The organism is Microbacterium sp. Leaf159 (assembly GCF_001423615.1).
Classification (GTDB): Bacteria; Actinomycetota; Actinomycetes; order Actinomycetales; family Microbacteriaceae; genus Microbacterium.
Genome location: NZ_LMOU01000001.1, coordinates 1,575,393 through 1,589,295, shown reverse-complemented (window position 1 = coordinate 1,589,295; position 13,903 = coordinate 1,575,393). Strand labels below are relative to the sequence as shown.

Below are 13,903 nucleotides of genomic sequence, written 5' to 3'. Positions count from 1 at the left end.
TAGGTCCGCCACCCGGCTGACGCCGGGTGCGCCCGCCGTAGGATGACGACATGGCTGACTCTCTTCCCGCTCTCGCGTTCCTCGGTGCCGGTTCGATGGGCGGTGCGATCCTCCGAGGGGTGGTCGCATCCGGCATCCGGGTCGAGGGCGGAATCACGGCCACGAACCGCACGCCCGAGAAGGCGGCGGCCTTCGCCGACCTCGACGGGGTCAGGAGCATCGCCCTGTCCGAGACCACGGACGGCAACGCGGATGCGGTCGCGAAGGCCCGGATCGTCCTTGTCGGCGTGAAGCCCGCGATGGTGCCCGATCTGCTGCGCGAGATCGCACCTCATCTCGCCGACGACGCGATCGTCGTGAGCATCGCCGCGGGCGTCACCCTCCAGACCTTCGCCGACAACCTCGGCGCCGACGTGCGGGTCATCCGGTCGATGCCGAACACGCCGTCGACGGTCGGCAAGGGCGTCACAGGTCTCGCCGCGGGGGCATCGGCGTCCGCCGACGACCTCGCCCTCGTGCACCGCCTCTTCGAGACCGTGGGGGCGGTCGTCGAGGTTCCCGAGTCGCAGATCGATGCGCTGTCGACCATCTCGGGCTCCGGTCCCGCTTACGTCTACCTGCTGATCGAGGAGCTGACGAAGGCCGCTGTCGGCATGGGATTCAGTGAGACCGACGCGCGCACCATGGTGGAGCAGACGTTCATCGGGGCGACCGCGCTGCTCGATGCGTCGGGGGAGGAGCCGTCTGAGCTCCGTCGCCGCGTCACGAGTCCGAAGGGCACCACCGAGCGAGCGGTCGCCGTGCTGCAGGACGCGCACCTCGACCGCACCTTCGCCGAGGCTGCCGCCGCGGCCCTCGCCCGCGCGAAGGAACTGGCGGCCGGAGCCTGACATGCAGCTGCGGTTCTCGGGCGCGATCTGGTTCTGGCGCGGCCCCGCGCCGTTCCACTTCGTGACCGTGCCGCCTGCCGAGAGCGAGATGATCGGTGACGTGGCGAGCGTGGTCACCTACGGATGGGGCATGATCCCGGCATCCGTGACGATCGGGAGCACCACGGTGACGACCGCCCTCTGGCCGAAGGACGGCGGATACATCGTGCCGATCAAGAAGGTCCTTCAGGATCGCGAGAGCATCACGATCGATGACATCGTCGACCTGACGCTCGACATCGACGCCTGACGCGCGTGCCGACGCCGCTCAGCGGTCGAGGGCGGCGAAGCGCTCGATGTCGCTGTTGGTGCCCGAGACGATGATGAGGTCGTGATTGGTGACGATCGTGTTCGCCTCGGCGTAGCGGAACGGCTTGCCGGGGCTCTTCACACCGACGACCGTGACCTTGTATTTGCTGCGCACGCCCGATTCGTTGAGTCCGACTCCGCGGATGAACTTCGGCGGGTACATCTTTGCCAGCACGAAGTCGTCGTCGAAGCGGATGAAGTCGAGCATGCGACCCGAAACGAGGTGTGCGACGCGCTCGCCGGCTTCGCGCTCGGGGTAGATGACGTGGTTGGCGCCGACGCGGGCGAGGATCTTGCCGTGCGACTGCGAGACCGCCTTCGCCCAGATCTGCGGCACCTTGAGGTCGACGAGGTTCGCGGTGATCAGCACCGACGCCTCGATCGACGAGCCGACGGCGACGACGGCGACCTGGAAGTCCTGAGCACCGATCTGACGCAGGGCGTCGATGTTCTTCGCGTCGGCCTGCACCGTGTGCGTGACGCGGTCGGACCACTTCTGCACGAGCTCGAGGTTGTCGTCGATCGCGAGCACCTCGCGGTCGAGGCGGTCGAGTTCGCCCGCACAGGCGGCGCCGAACCGGCCGAGACCGATGACGAGGACGGGCGCGTCGCCCCGGAGGACTTCAACCAACGATCGGCCTTTCCACGGGCAGTGAGTAGTACTGCGTTCGCGATGTCGCGGCGACCGCCGCGGCGAGAGTCACTGTACCAACGCGCCCCATGAAGATGGTGGTCGCCAGTACGTATGAGGCGGAGTCCGGGAGCTCCGCGGTGAGCCCGGTAGACAGGCCCACGGTACCGAAGGCCGAGATCACGTCGAAGAGGACGTGGCTGATGTCGGCTTTGGTGATCTGGGAGATGATGATCGTCGAGAGCGCCACGATCGTGGCGCCCCACGCGACGACGCTGAGCGCGACGCGCTGGACGTCGCTGGGGATGCGGCGACCGAATGCCTCGACCGACTGGCGCCCCTTCGCCTCCGACCACACGGCGATCGCGAGCACCGCGAGCGTGGTGACCTTGATACCGCCGGCGGTGGATGCCGAGCCGCCGCCGACGAACATCAGCATGCTGGCGGCCAGGAGCGACGACCCGTTCAGGTCGTCCATCTCGATCACGTTGAAGCCGCCGGAGCGGGTCATCGCCGAGAGGAAGAAAGCCTGGAACGTGGTGTCCGCCGCATCCATCGATCCGAAGGTCTTCGGGTTGGCATATTCGAGGACCAGGAACACGACCGCGCCGAGCACGAACAGCAGCACGGTGGTGACGAGGGTGAGCTTGGTGTGCAGCGACCACTTCTTCACGTGCCAGACGTGCTTGGCGAGGGTGTAGATCACCGGGAAGCCGATGCTTCCGAGGAACACTCCGACCATCAGCAGCGACAGCACCAGGTAGTCGTCCGCGAACACCGCGACACCACCGGCGTTCGGCGCGAAGCCGGTGTTGGTGAAGGCCATGGCGGCGAAGTACGGCGCCTCCCACAGCGCGGCGATCGGTTCGACACCGGCCATCACGAGCGCGGGGTAGAGGAGGATCGCGAGCGCGCCCTCGATGATCAGGGCCGAGACGGCGACGGTGGTGAGGAGCTGGCCGACCTCGCCCAGTCGCACGGTCTGGCTCTCGTTGACCACGCCGCCGTGTGCGCGCATCGGGTTCGTGTCGCCGGCGGCCATGAGCTTGGCGCGCAGGCCGAGCCGCTTGGAGATCAGCATGCCCATAAGCGACGCGAGGGTCAGCACGCCGAGGGCGCCGATGTTCACGCCGACGAAGATCAGCACATGACCGAACGGCGACCAGTGCGTGGCCATGTCGACGGTCGCGAGGCCTGTGACGCAGATGGTGGAGACCGCGGTGAACAGTGCGTCTGCCAGCGGTGTGACGGTTCGTGACGCCGACGCGATCGGCAGCGAGAGCAGCACGGTGAAGACGAGGATGAGGAGGGCGAAGATGACGATCGCGAAGCGCGAGGGCGACGACGTGATCAGGTGCTTGCCCCAGGAGGCGGCGTTCTGGAGCCGCTGTCGAGGGGACGACGCCGAAACGATGCCCGACATCGCGTCCCCCTTTGTTCTTCCTGCTCCGCGCTCTGCGGCAGCACGACGCCGATCGCCGAGCCTTCGTCATGGTACTCCGTGCCGGGGACGACTACCCTGATCACATGACGGACATCTTCGACGTGATCGCAGACGGTACGAGGCGAGACATCCTCCAGCTCCTCCTGCGTCGCACCACCGAAGGGGATGCCGGCACGAGCGTCAGCCAGATCGTCGCCGATCTGGGCATCAGCCAGCCCACCGTCTCGAAGCATCTGAAGGTGCTCCGCGAGGCAGAACTCGTCAGTGTGCGAGAAGACGGTCAGCGTCGGTTCTATAGCCTCGCCGTCCAGCCGCTCGGGGTCGTCGACGACTGGCTCGTGCCCTTCCTGATGGACGCCTACGGTGACGACGCACCCGACATCGACTACCCGGGTCAGCCGCTGACCGGCAGCGCTGCGCACGCCGCCGAGGTCGTCGGTCGTGCGGCCGCTTCCGCGAAGCACGTCGTGGAGACGGCGCTCAAGCGGTTCGGGGCCTGACTCCGACCGCAGACACACGTCGCCCCTGACGATCGGGGGGCGTGTCGTCAGGGGCGAAGCCGCGGGCCCCAGCCCGCGTGGACTCGGGATGGTGCCATCGTGAGTCGTGCGATCAGCTTCTCAGAGGATTCTGAGCGGATCCGGCATACATCCTATGTCTCTGCTGAGATCGAGGCTGATCCTCACTGACCAGGCAGATCCTCACTGATCACACAGGCCACATGGGTTTACACGCGTCCCAGGTTCCCCATAGAGTGTGCACAATCGAGAAAGGGGTACGTGGGATGCCCGAGGTTCCTGATGTCCGGTTCCTTACGGTGGCCGAGGTCGCCGAGCTCATGCGCGTGTCGAAGATGACCGTCTATCGGATGGTGCACGCTGGGGAGCTGCCTGCCATCCGCTTCGGTCGCAGTTTCCGGGTTCCGGAGTCTGCGGTCGCCGACGCGCTGCAGCGGCCCATCGCCGACGTGGGCTGACCCCTCGACGTCGGTCTCGCAGAGGCGTGCAGCAGGAGCTCCACGATTTGCTAGACTGATCCGAGGCATTTTTCCGTGCCCGTACCCGGGTGTCCGTCACCGACGACACCCAGCCACTGACTTAGTGAGGTTTCCGTGGGTTCTGTCATCAAGAAGCGCCGCAAGCGCATGGCGAAGAAGAAGCACCGCAAGCTGCTTCGTAAGACTCGCCACCAGCGTCGCAACAAGAAGTAAGCGACCAGACACGAGCGCCTGTCTCCGGACGGGCGCTTTGTGTCTCTACCCCCGGTTTCCCACTCGTCGCAGGAGCACGCCATGAAGTCGATCACCGTCACCGAGCTCGCCGAGCGCTCGAACACCCCGCTCATCGACGTCCGCGAGGTCGACGAGTTCGCGGCGGGTCACGTCCCGGGAGCCGTCAACATCCCGATGTCCGAGATCGGCAACCGGCTCGAGGAGCTTCCGTCGGAGTCGTTCGACGTGATCTGCCAGGCGGGCGGCCGTTCGGCCCGCGTCGTCGAGGCGCTCGAGTCGCGCGGCTACGACGCGACCAACGTCGAAGGCGGCACTGGCGAGTGGATCGCACAGGGGCGCTCTGTCGAGGTGCCTTCGGCGTGACCACGCTGACCCTCATCGGCAAGCCCGACTGCCACCTGTGCGACGTCGCCTCCGAGATCATCGATGCGGTGGTCGCGGAACTTCCGGATGCCGCGGCTGAGCGCATCGAGATAGTCGAGGCGTCCATCCAGGACGACCCCGCACTCTATGAGCTGTGGTGGGAGAAGATCCCCGTCGTCCTGATCGACGGCGACCTGCACGCGCACTGGCGGCTGTCCGCCGACCGGCTGCGTGAGGCTCTCGAAGAGGCCGTCCAAGAGGATGCGCTGGGAAAGGATTCGCGATGATCCGTCACGTCGTCACCTGGAAGCTGGCTGCAGAGGACGCCGGCGAGCGCGCCGCGCAGGCCGCAGAGGTCGCCCGGCGGCTGAACGCCCTCGACGGCGTCGTGCCGCAGCTGCGCTCGATCTCGGCGGGCGCGAACGCCGCCTATCCCGACACCAACTGGGATGTCACCCTCGTCGCGGACTTCGACTCGATCGCCGCACTCGAGGAGTACCAGGTGCATCCGGCGCATGAAGAAGTCGTCGCTTACGTGCGGTCGGTGGTCGCTTCGCGTGCCGCTGTCGACTTCGAGGTCTGACCTGTAACACGGCTGTCATATTCGGTCACACTTGCAACACAAATGTGATCCGCTGAGGGCGGCTGGCGGCATGTTCGGCCCGGTGGCGCATGTTTAGATGTTCTCCTACCCGTCCGTGGGAAACACACCCTCGTCCTTCAGGAGCTGACATGCAGCGTCGCAACATCATCGCCGGGATCGCGCTCGCCGCGACCGCCACCCTCGCCCTCGCAGGCTGTGCGACCGGGGCAGGTGCCGGATCCGGTGAGCCGGCGGCGGGCGACGAGTACGACCTCATCGAGGCCGGCACGCTGACGGTCTGCTCCGACATCCCCTACGCTCCGTTCGAGTTCGAGGGCGGCGACAACGGCACCGGCTACACCGGCTTCGACATCGATCTGCTCGACGCGATCGCCAAGGAGCTCGACCTCAAGCTCGCGGTGCAGGATGTCGGCTTCGACGCTCTGCAGTCGGGCACCACCCTCGCCGCAGGCCAGTGCGACATCGGCGCCTCCGCGATGACGATCACCGACGAGCGCAAGGCGAACATCGACTTCTCCGAGCCGTACTACGAGTCGCTGCAGTCGCTGCTCGTCCGCACGGATTCGGGCATCGAGTCGATCGACGACCTGTCAGGCAAGAACGTCGGTGTCCAGCAGGGCACGACCGGCGAGTCGTACGCGACCGAGAACGCCGAGGGTGCGCAGCTCGTGCAGTACCCCTCCGACGGTGAGCTGTGGCCCGCCATGCAGGCCGGTCAGATCGACGCGATCCTGCAGGACCAGCCGGTGAACCTCGAGCACGAGAAGGCCGACAGCGCCTACAAGATCGTCGAGGAGTACGAGACCGGCGAGTCCTACGGCTTCGCCTTCGCGAAGGGCGAGAAGGATGCTCTGCGCGAGGCGATCGACGGCGCTCTGCAGGATCTCCGCGACAGCGGCGACTACCAGACGATCTACGACACCTACTTCACCGCGAAGTAATCGGCGAGCGACGTAGGACAGGGAGACCTTGACAATGGCGTTGAGGCGCACCACGAAGAGCAAGCTGTATCGGTACACCGTCTATGTGGTGCTGATCGCGGTCGCCGTATGGCTGATCGTCAGCACCGACTGGCCGCGGATCGCGCAGCTGTATTTCAACCCGGAGATCGCGGCGAAGATGCTCCCGGGCATCATCACGACTGCGCTCGTGAACACGCTGTGGTTCACGGCCGTCGCGTTCGCGGGCGGCCTGCTGCTCGGCGTCATACTGGCGCTGCTGAAGCTGTCGAGCATCGGACCCTTCCGATGGATCGCGACGGCGTGGATCGAGTTGTTCCGCGGGCTCCCCGCGATCCTCACGATCTTCGCCATCGCCTTCATCCTGCCGATCGGACTCGGCGTGCCGGGAACGAAGCTCGGCGGACCTGTGGTGCTCGGACTGATCGGTCTGATCCTGGTCGCATCGGCCTATATGGCCGAGACGATCCGCGCCGGCATCCAGGCCGTTCCCAAGGGGCAGACCGAGGCGGCACGTTCGCTCGGCATGTCGCCCATGAAGACGACGTTCTGGATCGTGGTCCCGCAGGGGTTCCGCATCATCATCCCGCCGCTGACGAACGAGTTCGTCCTGCTGCTGAAGGACACCTCGCTGCTCTTCGTCGCAGGGTCTTTCATCTGGTCGAAGGAGCTGACGAACTTCGCCCGTGACGCGAGCACGCAGAACGCGAACGGAACGCCGCTCATCATGGCGGCGGCCCTCTACCTGATCGTGACGATCCCCCTCACGCGCTTCAGCGCGTACCTGGAACGAAGGATGTCGAGGCAGCGATGATCACCGATCTGATTGACGTCCACGCGCCCGCGATCGACCTGCAGGGGCTCGTGAAGAGCTTCGGCGACAACGAGGTGCTCAAGGGCATCGACCTCACCGTCTCCGCCGGAGAGGTCGTCTGCATCATCGGCCCGTCGGGTTCGGGAAAGTCGACGCTGCTGCGCTCGGTGAACCTGCTCGAGGAGCCCACCGGCGGCAAGGTGCTCATCGAGGGCATCGACATCACCGATCCCGATGTCGACATCGACCGCGTGCGCACCCGTATCGGCATGGTCTTCCAGAGCTTCAACCTGTTCCCGCACCTCGATGTGATGGGCAACCTCATGATCGCGCAGCAGCGCGTGAAGAAGCGCTCCAAGGCTGAGGCCGAGCGGGTCGCGAAGGAGATGCTCGGCCGGGTCGGGCTCGCCGAGAAGGCGGATGCATTCCCCGGTCACCTCTCGGGTGGTCAGCAGCAGCGCGTCGCGATCGCTCGGGCGCTCTGCATGAACCCCGACATGATGCTGTTCGACGAGCCGACCTCTGCGCTCGACCCCGAACTGGTCGGCGAGGTGCTGCAGGTGATGCGCTCGCTCGCCGACGAGGGCATGACGATGCTCGTCGTCACGCACGAGATGGGCTTCGCCCGCGAGGTCGGCTCGCGTCTGATCTTCATGGACGGCGGGCACATCGTCGAAGAGGGCGACCCGCGCGAGGTGCTCGCCAACCCGCAGCATCCGCGAACGCAGGACTTCCTGGCCCGCGTGCTCTGAGTTCTCGGTCTCACGACCCGCTTCACACGAAGACCCCCTCCTGCGGAATCAGCAGGAGGGGGTCTTCGTATGAAGGTGTCGTATGGGGCGTCAGGCCTCGACGACCTCGGCATCCGCAGCGTTGCGGCGGACGGAGTCGATGCCGTTCAACGCGGCGGCCTTCGAGGAGTAGCCCTCGCTGATCGCGATGACCTCGCCGTTGCCGGACTTGAGGCGGAACCGGTACTCGCCGGACTTGTCGGTGTACAGCTCGAACTTGCCTGCCATGAGGCGTCCTTTCTCTGACGGATCGAGGGAGTGACGCCCTCGACGATCACGGTATCCCGGAGTACTGGCCCAGGGCTAGAGCACGATTCAGCCCCGAGGGTGCACGGCCACGGGCTCGGGCGCCACGGCGATGCGCACCCGGTCGCCGAAAGAGGGGTGGATGCCGGGGGAGTGCTGCAGACGCACCAGCTCACCGGATTCCGTGCGGACGAGCGTGCGGCGCATGCTGCCGAGGAACGTGCTCTCCTGCACGAGCGCGTCGGTCGCGGCATCCGCCTCGGACGCGAAGTGCACGTTCTCGGGGCGCAGGTAGACATCGACGGGGCCATCGGCCGGCGACTGCAGGGGCAGCCGCTGGCCCCACACCACGACATGGTCGCCCTCGGCGACGCCGGAGACGACGCTCGACAGGCCGACGAAGGCAGCCACGCCCGTCGTGGACGGTGTCGTGTAGAGCTGCTCCGGAGTTCCGATCTGCTCGATCCGGCCCGAGTTCATCACGGCGATCCTGTCGGAGACTGCGAGGGCCTCTTCCTGGTCGTGCGTGACGAAGACGGTCGTGATGCCCAGGCGCAGTTGGATCCGACGGATCTCATCGCGCAGCTGCACACGCACCTTCGCGTCGAGCGCCGAGAGAGGCTCGTCGAGCAGCAGCACCTTCGGCTCGGTGACCAGTGCCCGCGCGAGCGCCACGCGCTGCTGCTGTCCGCCGGAGAGCTGGTGCGGGAAGCGGTCGGCGAAGTCGGAGAGCCCCACGAGCGCCAGGGCGTCGAGCGCGCGCTTCGCGGCCTCGCTCTTTCCGATGCCCCGCCGACGCAACCCGAACGCGGTGTTCTCCGCGACGCGGAGGTGGGGGAACAGCGAGTACGACTGGAAGACCATGCCGATGTCGCGCTTGTTCGTCGGCACCCGAGAGACGTCTCCGCCGTCGAGCATTACCGCGCCGCTGTCGAGCCCTTCGAGACCGGCGAGCACCCGCAGGAGCGTGGTCTTTCCGCACCCCGAGGGCCCCAGCAGCGACACGAACTCACCGGGCGCGATGTCGAGGTCGACCCCGTGCAGCACGGTGGTGCCCGAGTAGCTCTTCACGATGCCCTGCAACTGCACCCGGGTGCCCTCGCCCGCCTCGGCGAGCAGCATGTTGTCGGCGGTGTGGGGAAGTGTCATGAGCGGGCCTTTCCGGTGCCGCGAGCGACGCGGCCGATGAGGAGGAGCAGCAGGAAGACGAACAGCAGCGCCAGGAGGGTGAAGATCGCCGGGGCGTAGGGATCCTGCTTCTGCACGACGACCATGGCCGTCTGGAACACCTGACGGTTCAGGAGCGAGGCGATCGTGAACTCGCCGAGCACGACCGCGATCGAGATCAGCGAAGCGGCGAGCAGGCCCTGACGCAGGTTCGGGGCGAGGACTTTCAGCACGACGGTCGGCCAACTGGCGCCGAGTGAGCGAGCAGCCTCGGCGAGTGTGCGGAGGTCGGCCGCATCGATCGACGCCTGGATCGAGCGATAGGCGAAGGGCAGCACGGTGATGCCGTAGGCGAAGGCCAGCGTCCAGGTGCCGGTGCCGAGCGCGCGGCCGATCTGCAGGTAGATCGGGGCGAGACCGACGACCAGCACGATCGCGGGGATCGAGATCGGCAGCAGGACGGCGAACTCGAACAGTGGCTTGAGCTTCGCGAAGCGGAGGTTCACCAGGATCATCGTCGGTGCGAGGAGCAGCAACACGATCGCGACGGTCACCACGGCGAGGATGAGCGAGTTGCCGAGACCCATCCAGATCGGCTTGATCGCGGCGGACTTCGCCGGGTCGAACAGCGCCGCCCAGCGCTCGAAGCCGAGGGCACCGTCGGTCTGGCGCAGCGTGTACAGGAAGGTCGAGACGAGCGGGATCGCGAAGAACGCGCCGACGACGATGCCGATGACCCACCGGGTCACGACGGACGGACCGAGACGGTTCACGACTGCCACCTCGCTGCCCGGCGCTGGATGAGCGAGTACAGGGCCATCACGACTCCCACGATCACGATCATGCCCAGCGCGAGGGCGCCAGCGAGGTTCTCACGGCCGAGCACTGTCTCGCTCGTGAGCGAAGCGCGGATCTGCAGGGGCACGATCTGCGATCCCTGGCTGGCGAGAGCGGCGGCGGTCGCGTACGACGAGAAGGCGTTGGCGAAGAGCAGCAGGAGGCTGGCGAGGAACGAGGGGGCCAGCACCGGGATGCCGATGCGCAGCCAGAAGCTCGAGCGGGTTCCGCCGAGCGTGAGATTCGCTTCGGCCCATTGAGGCTTGAGAGCGGCGAGAGCGGGCATGAAGGTGATGACCATCAGCGGGATCTGGAAGTAGATGTACGGCAGGATGAGCCCTGGGAGTTCGTACAGCCACGTCCCGTTCGCGTAGATGTCGATGCCGAAGGAGTCTTGGAGGAACAGCTTGAGCACGCCCTGGATGCCGATCGTGGCGATGAACGCGAACGCGAGCATGACGCCGCCGAACTGGGCGAGCACGCCGGCCGCGGCATCCACGGTCGAGCGCACGGCGCCGTCCGGGTTCATGCCGAGCAGGGCATAGCAGACGAGCGCGCCGATGATCGCGCCGACGACAGCCGTCAGCAACGACAGTCCGGCGGAGTTCGCGAAGGTGTTGAGGACGACGGGATCCCCGAGAGCGGAGACATTCGACCAGGTGAAGCTCCCGTCCTTGGCGAAGAAGCCGGAGCCGATCGCGAGAACGGTCGGCACGGCGAGGAAGAGCAGCACATATGCCGCGAACGGCACGAGGCCGAGCCACGCGATGGACGGCGCGGAGCGCTGGGCCCGCGACGACGTCGCCGGCCCAGCGCTGTGCGCTGCGGGGGAGACGGGGGCGGATGCCGAAGCATCCGCCCCCGCTGCGGTGGCAGTGGTCACTGGACCGCCGCTGCCCACTTCTCGCCGAGAAGCGTGCCGGCGTCGGTCGACTGCGCCTCGGTCGGGACGACCGTCTCGCTCGGGACCTCGGGAAGGGCTGCTGCCAGATCGGCGTCGATCGTGCCGGCCTCGGTCATGGCCTCCATGCGTGCCGGGCGAGCACCGCCCTTGAGCCACAGGTTCTGCACCTCGTCGCTGTAGAGGAACTCCTGCCACAGACGTGCGGCCGCGGGGTTCGGGGCATCCTTGTTGATCGCCTGGTTGTAGTAGCCGGCGTATCCGGTGCCGTCGAGCACGACGACCTTCCAGTCCTTGTTGTCGGCCGTGTGCGAGGCGTTCAGGTAGTCCCAATCGAAGACGACGGGGGTCTCGCCGCTCGCGACAGTCGCAGTGGTGACGTCGACCTTGAGCAGGTTGCCCGCCTTCTGCAGGTCGGAGAAGAAGTCGATGCCCGGCTGGAAGTCGTCGAGCGTGCCGTCGGACTGCACTGTGGCGAGGCCCACGGCGGCGAAGGCCGCACCGGCCTGCGTCGGGTCGCCGTTGATGGCGACGGCGCCCTTGTAGGCAGCGTCCGTCAGGTCGTCGAGCGACTCGGGAGCGTCGAACTTCGAGGAGTCGTAGCCGATCGACATGTATCCGCCGTAGTCGCCCACGAAGAGACCGGTCGGCTCCTTGAGGGCATCGGGGATCTCGTCCCACGTCTGCACCTGGTACGGCGCGAACACGTCGGTGTTCTGCAGCGCGACCGTGAGGCCGAGGTCGAACACGTCGGGTGCGGTGTCGAGGCCCTCGTTCGTCTTGGCAGCCTGGATCTCCTCGGCGCTCGAGACGTCGGGCGATGCCTCGTTGATCGTGATCTCGGGGTACTTCTCGGTGAACAGGTCGAGGATCTCGCCGTAGTTCGCCCAGTCACGCGGAAGCGCGATGACGTTGAGCTGGCCTTCGGCCTTGGCGGCCTCTTCGAGGTCGGCGAACGAGCCGAAGTCCTCGACTGAAGTCGCGGCTGCGGCGTCGACCGCGTCGCTGCCGGCGGCGGGCGTCTCCGCACCCGTGGCGCAGGCGGTGAGGCCGAGCGCGGCGGTGGTGAACAGGGCGATGCCCGCGCCGATGCGCGCGCGGCGGTGGAAGTTCGTCATCAGGGTCCTCTCGGTGCCCGGCGCTGTCAGCCGGATTCGGGTTGCGAGAGGACACTATGAGCCGAGGGTTGCCGATCGCAGCGAGCCTGGTGAACGAGAGATGTCCGGGTCGTGGCGGGTCGGAGCGGAGCTCAGTCGCGCGGCACCGAGCGCTGCGGCACCGAGTACTTGAAGCCGACGTGCGAACCGACATAGCCGAGGCGCTCGTAGAACCGGTGTGCGTCGGCGCGAGCGGCATCCGAGGTGAGCTGTACCATCGCCGTGCCGAGAGCCGGTGCCGCGTCATCGGACACCCACCGCATCACGGCCGACCCGATGCCTGCGGAGCGCAGGTCGCTGCGCACCCGCACGGCCTCGACGAGCAGGCGCTTCGCGCCCCTGCGGGCCATCCCGGGGATCGACGTGAGCTGCAGCGTGCCGACGACCGCTCCGTCGAACTCGACCACGAGCAGGTCGTTCGACGGTTCGGCGAGGATCTCGTCGAGGGCGGATGCGTAGGCGGGGCGATCCGCTACCGAGGCCACGTCGCCGCGCGAGGCGCTGATCGGGTCGTCCGAGAGCAGCGAGATGATCGCATCCGTGTCGCCGGTGACGGCTCTGCGCAGGGTCGCGGTGCCCGCTCGGGAATCGATGGAGAAGGGCAGCGGGAGAGCGTCGAGCATGCGCCCAGTCTGACATCCTGGACGGATGGACATCGGCAGTGTGCTCGGGCTCGAGCAGCTCACCTGGGGCACGCTGATCCTCGTGGTCGTCGCGGCGTTCGCGGCCGGGTGGATCGACGCCGTCGTGGGTGGGGGAGGGCTGCTGCAGCTTCCCGCTCTGCTGCTGATCCCCGGCATCTCGCCGATCCAGGCGCTCGCGACGAACAAGCTCGCCTCCGTCTTCGGCACGGCGACGAGCAGCGTCACCTACTACCGGCGCGCGAAACCCGATATCCGCACAGCTCTGCCGATGGCCGCGATCGCGCTCGTCGGGTCGTTCGGCGGAGCCGCAGTCGCCACCGTGCTGCCGGCTGCGGCGTTCAAGCCGATCATCGTGGTCGCGCTGCTCGCCGTCGCACTCTTCACTGCGTTCCGCCCGCAGATGGGCGCCGCGACCCGTCTGCGTTTCAGCGGGCACAAGCACCACATCATGGCGGGGCTGTCGGGTCTCGTGATCGGCTTCTACGACGGTCTGATCGGGCCCGGCACCGGGACTTTCCTGGTGATCTCGCTCGTCGCGCTGCTGGGCTATGACTTCCTGCAGGCGAGCGCCAAGGCGAAGATCGTCAACCTCGCCACGAACACGGGCGCCCTGCTGCTCTTCATCCCCCACGGCGCCGTGCTGTGGCTGCTGGGAGGTATCCTCGCGGTCGCCAACGTCGCCGGCAGCTACCTCGGCTCGCGGATGGCGATCTCGCGCGGCACGACCTTCATCCGCGTCGTGTTCCTCATCGTGGTGGTCGCCCTCATCGCGAAGCTCGGTGTCGACGTGTGGAATGAGAACATCGCGCCCGCGCTCGCGTCGCTGCGCTGAGCATGCGAAGAGGCCCTCTCCCGCGTACGCAGGAGAGGGCCTCG

General features: G+C 67.0%; 20 protein-coding genes. 12 read left to right on the top strand and 8 right to left on the bottom strand.

Features of this window, described 5'->3' with window-relative positions; genetic code table 11:
• Nucleotides 1–50 precede the first annotated feature (50 nt).
• Entirely contained in the window at nt 51–890 is an 840-nt protein-coding gene (proC, locus tag ASF80_RS07615; RefSeq protein WP_056309456.1) for a pyrroline-5-carboxylate reductase, read from the top strand.
• A 1-nt stretch (nt 891) separates the two neighbouring features.
• Nucleotides 892–1,179 carry a DUF1905 domain-containing protein gene (locus ASF80_RS07610; RefSeq protein WP_056309454.1) on the top strand — a complete coding sequence of 96 codons (288 nt, stop codon included), beginning with the start codon at nt 892–894 and terminating at the stop codon, nt 1,177–1,179.
• An 18-nt stretch (nt 1,180–1,197) separates the two neighbouring features.
• Here the strand turns inward: ASF80_RS07610 and ASF80_RS07605 are convergent, their stop codons facing one another.
• Complete coding sequence (locus tag ASF80_RS07605) at nt 1,198–1,869, bottom strand: potassium channel family protein (RefSeq protein ID WP_047520565.1); 672 nt, start codon at nt 1,867–1,869, stop codon at nt 1,198–1,200.
• Complete coding sequence (locus ASF80_RS07600; protein ID WP_056309453.1) at nt 1,862–3,292, bottom strand: TrkH family potassium uptake protein; 1,431 nt, start codon at nt 3,290–3,292, stop codon at nt 1,862–1,864. Before ASF80_RS07600 ends, ASF80_RS07605 begins: the two co-directional genes overlap by 8 nt.
• A 104-nt stretch (nt 3,293–3,396) precedes the next feature.
• On the opposite strand from ASF80_RS07600, the gene ASF80_RS07595 reads away from it, so the two are divergent.
• The 9 genes from ASF80_RS07595 to ASF80_RS07560 all read left to right on the top strand — a co-directional run bounded on the left by ASF80_RS07595 (nt 3,397) and on the right by ASF80_RS07560 (nt 8,036).
• The gene (locus tag ASF80_RS07595) at nt 3,397–3,813 is read left to right on the top strand and encodes an ArsR/SmtB family transcription factor (RefSeq protein WP_056311905.1); all 417 of its coding nucleotides are present in this window, start codon (nt 3,397–3,399) and stop codon (nt 3,811–3,813) included.
• 284 nt (nt 3,814–4,097) lie between these two features.
• Nucleotides 4,098–4,289 carry a helix-turn-helix domain-containing protein gene (locus tag ASF80_RS07590; RefSeq protein WP_042538977.1) on the top strand — a complete coding sequence of 64 codons (192 nt, stop codon included), beginning with the start codon at nt 4,098–4,100 and terminating at the stop codon, nt 4,287–4,289.
• Between the two features lie 135 nt (nt 4,290–4,424).
• Nucleotides 4,425–4,523, top strand: a complete 99-nt coding sequence (locus ASF80_RS18695) for a 30S ribosomal protein bS22 (RefSeq protein ID WP_003792170.1) — start codon at nt 4,425–4,427, stop codon at nt 4,521–4,523.
• Nucleotides 4,524–4,604: 81 nt separating this feature from the next.
• Entirely contained in the window at nt 4,605–4,907 is a 303-nt protein-coding gene (locus ASF80_RS07585) for a rhodanese-like domain-containing protein (RefSeq protein WP_056309450.1), read from the top strand.
• A complete protein-coding gene (locus ASF80_RS07580; RefSeq protein WP_056309447.1) occupies nt 4,904–5,194 on the top strand; it encodes a glutaredoxin family protein in 291 nt (96 codons plus the stop codon). The genes ASF80_RS07585 and ASF80_RS07580 overlap by 4 nt, the downstream gene beginning before the upstream one ends.
• Entirely contained in the window at nt 5,191–5,490 is a 300-nt protein-coding gene (locus ASF80_RS07575) for a Dabb family protein (RefSeq protein ID WP_056309444.1), read from the top strand. The genes ASF80_RS07580 and ASF80_RS07575 overlap by 4 nt, the downstream gene beginning before the upstream one ends.
• Before the next feature lie 149 nt (nt 5,491–5,639).
• The gene (locus ASF80_RS07570; RefSeq protein WP_056309442.1) at nt 5,640–6,452 is read left to right on the top strand and encodes a transporter substrate-binding domain-containing protein; all 813 of its coding nucleotides are present in this window, start codon (nt 5,640–5,642) and stop codon (nt 6,450–6,452) included.
• A gap of 34 nt (nt 6,453–6,486) precedes the next feature.
• Entirely contained in the window at nt 6,487–7,284 is a 798-nt protein-coding gene (locus tag ASF80_RS07565) for an amino acid ABC transporter permease (protein ID WP_056309440.1), read from the top strand.
• The gene (locus ASF80_RS07560; protein WP_056309438.1) at nt 7,281–8,036 is read left to right on the top strand and encodes an amino acid ABC transporter ATP-binding protein; all 756 of its coding nucleotides are present in this window, start codon (nt 7,281–7,283) and stop codon (nt 8,034–8,036) included. Before ASF80_RS07565 ends, ASF80_RS07560 begins: the two co-directional genes overlap by 4 nt.
• A gap of 90 nt (nt 8,037–8,126) precedes the next feature.
• Here ASF80_RS07560 and ASF80_RS18690 read toward each other — a convergent pair whose 3' ends face one another.
• The 6 genes from ASF80_RS18690 to ASF80_RS07535 form a co-directional block, all read right to left on the bottom strand.
• On the bottom strand, nt 8,127–8,303 hold the full coding sequence (locus tag ASF80_RS18690) for a YegP family protein (protein WP_082488216.1): 177 nt from the start codon (nt 8,301–8,303) through the stop codon (nt 8,127–8,129).
• Nucleotides 8,304–8,390: 87 nt separating this feature from the next.
• Nucleotides 8,391–9,470, bottom strand: coding sequence for an ABC transporter ATP-binding protein (locus ASF80_RS07555; RefSeq protein WP_056309436.1), 1,080 nt, complete (start codon nt 9,468–9,470; stop codon nt 8,391–8,393).
• The gene (locus ASF80_RS07550; protein ID WP_056309434.1) at nt 9,467–10,261 is read right to left on the bottom strand and encodes an ABC transporter permease; all 795 of its coding nucleotides are present in this window, start codon (nt 10,259–10,261) and stop codon (nt 9,467–9,469) included. Before ASF80_RS07550 ends, ASF80_RS07555 begins: the two co-directional genes overlap by 4 nt.
• Nucleotides 10,258–11,208 (bottom strand): ABC transporter permease, encoded by a 951-nt coding sequence (locus tag ASF80_RS07545; RefSeq protein WP_082488359.1) that lies wholly within the window; start codon nt 11,206–11,208, stop codon nt 10,258–10,260. The genes ASF80_RS07550 and ASF80_RS07545 overlap by 4 nt, the downstream gene beginning before the upstream one ends.
• On the bottom strand, nt 11,205–12,344 hold the full coding sequence (locus ASF80_RS07540; protein WP_056309430.1) for an ABC transporter substrate-binding protein: 1,140 nt from the start codon (nt 12,342–12,344) through the stop codon (nt 11,205–11,207). The genes ASF80_RS07545 and ASF80_RS07540 overlap by 4 nt, the downstream gene beginning before the upstream one ends.
• Nucleotides 12,345–12,475: 131 nt before the next feature.
• Nucleotides 12,476–13,006 (bottom strand): GNAT family N-acetyltransferase, encoded by a 531-nt coding sequence (locus ASF80_RS07535; protein WP_056309428.1) that lies wholly within the window; start codon nt 13,004–13,006, stop codon nt 12,476–12,478.
• Between the two features lie 25 nt (nt 13,007–13,031).
• Between ASF80_RS07535 and ASF80_RS07530 the strand changes: the two genes are divergently transcribed.
• Nucleotides 13,032–13,859 carry a sulfite exporter TauE/SafE family protein gene (locus ASF80_RS07530; protein WP_056309427.1) on the top strand — a complete coding sequence of 276 codons (828 nt, stop codon included), beginning with the start codon at nt 13,032–13,034 and terminating at the stop codon, nt 13,857–13,859.
• Nucleotides 13,860–13,903 lie beyond the last annotated feature (44 nt).

Coding starts and splice junctions, on each gene's coding strand:
- ASF80_RS07600 (WP_056309453.1), bottom strand. CDS start 3,292: ATGTCGGGCATCGTTTCGGCGTCGTCCCCTCGACAGCGGCTCCAGAAC.
- ASF80_RS07540 (WP_056309430.1), bottom strand. CDS start 12,344: ATGACGAACTTCCACCGCCGCGCGCGCATCGGCGCGGGCATCGCCCTG.
- ASF80_RS07565 (WP_056309440.1), top strand. CDS start 6,487: ATGGCGTTGAGGCGCACCACGAAGAGCAAGCTGTATCGGTACACCGTC.
- ASF80_RS07560 (WP_056309438.1), top strand. CDS start 7,281: ATGATCACCGATCTGATTGACGTCCACGCGCCCGCGATCGACCTGCAG.
- ASF80_RS07575 (WP_056309444.1), top strand. CDS start 5,191: ATGATCCGTCACGTCGTCACCTGGAAGCTGGCTGCAGAGGACGCCGGC.
- proC (WP_056309456.1), top strand. CDS start 51: ATGGCTGACTCTCTTCCCGCTCTCGCGTTCCTCGGTGCCGGTTCGATG.
- ASF80_RS07535 (WP_056309428.1), bottom strand. CDS start 13,006: ATGCTCGACGCTCTCCCGCTGCCCTTCTCCATCGATTCCCGAGCGGGC.
- ASF80_RS07590 (WP_042538977.1), top strand. CDS start 4,098: ATGCCCGAGGTTCCTGATGTCCGGTTCCTTACGGTGGCCGAGGTCGCC.
- ASF80_RS07585 (WP_056309450.1), top strand. CDS start 4,605: ATGAAGTCGATCACCGTCACCGAGCTCGCCGAGCGCTCGAACACCCCG.
- ASF80_RS07530 (WP_056309427.1), top strand. CDS start 13,032: ATGGACATCGGCAGTGTGCTCGGGCTCGAGCAGCTCACCTGGGGCACG.
- ASF80_RS07555 (WP_056309436.1), bottom strand. CDS start 9,470: ATGACACTTCCCCACACCGCCGACAACATGCTGCTCGCCGAGGCGGGC.
- ASF80_RS18690 (WP_082488216.1), bottom strand. CDS start 8,303: ATGGCAGGCAAGTTCGAGCTGTACACCGACAAGTCCGGCGAGTACCGG.
- ASF80_RS07570 (WP_056309442.1), top strand. CDS start 5,640: ATGCAGCGTCGCAACATCATCGCCGGGATCGCGCTCGCCGCGACCGCC.
- ASF80_RS07610 (WP_056309454.1), top strand. CDS start 892: ATGCAGCTGCGGTTCTCGGGCGCGATCTGGTTCTGGCGCGGCCCCGCG.
- ASF80_RS07595 (WP_056311905.1), top strand. CDS start 3,397: ATGACGGACATCTTCGACGTGATCGCAGACGGTACGAGGCGAGACATC.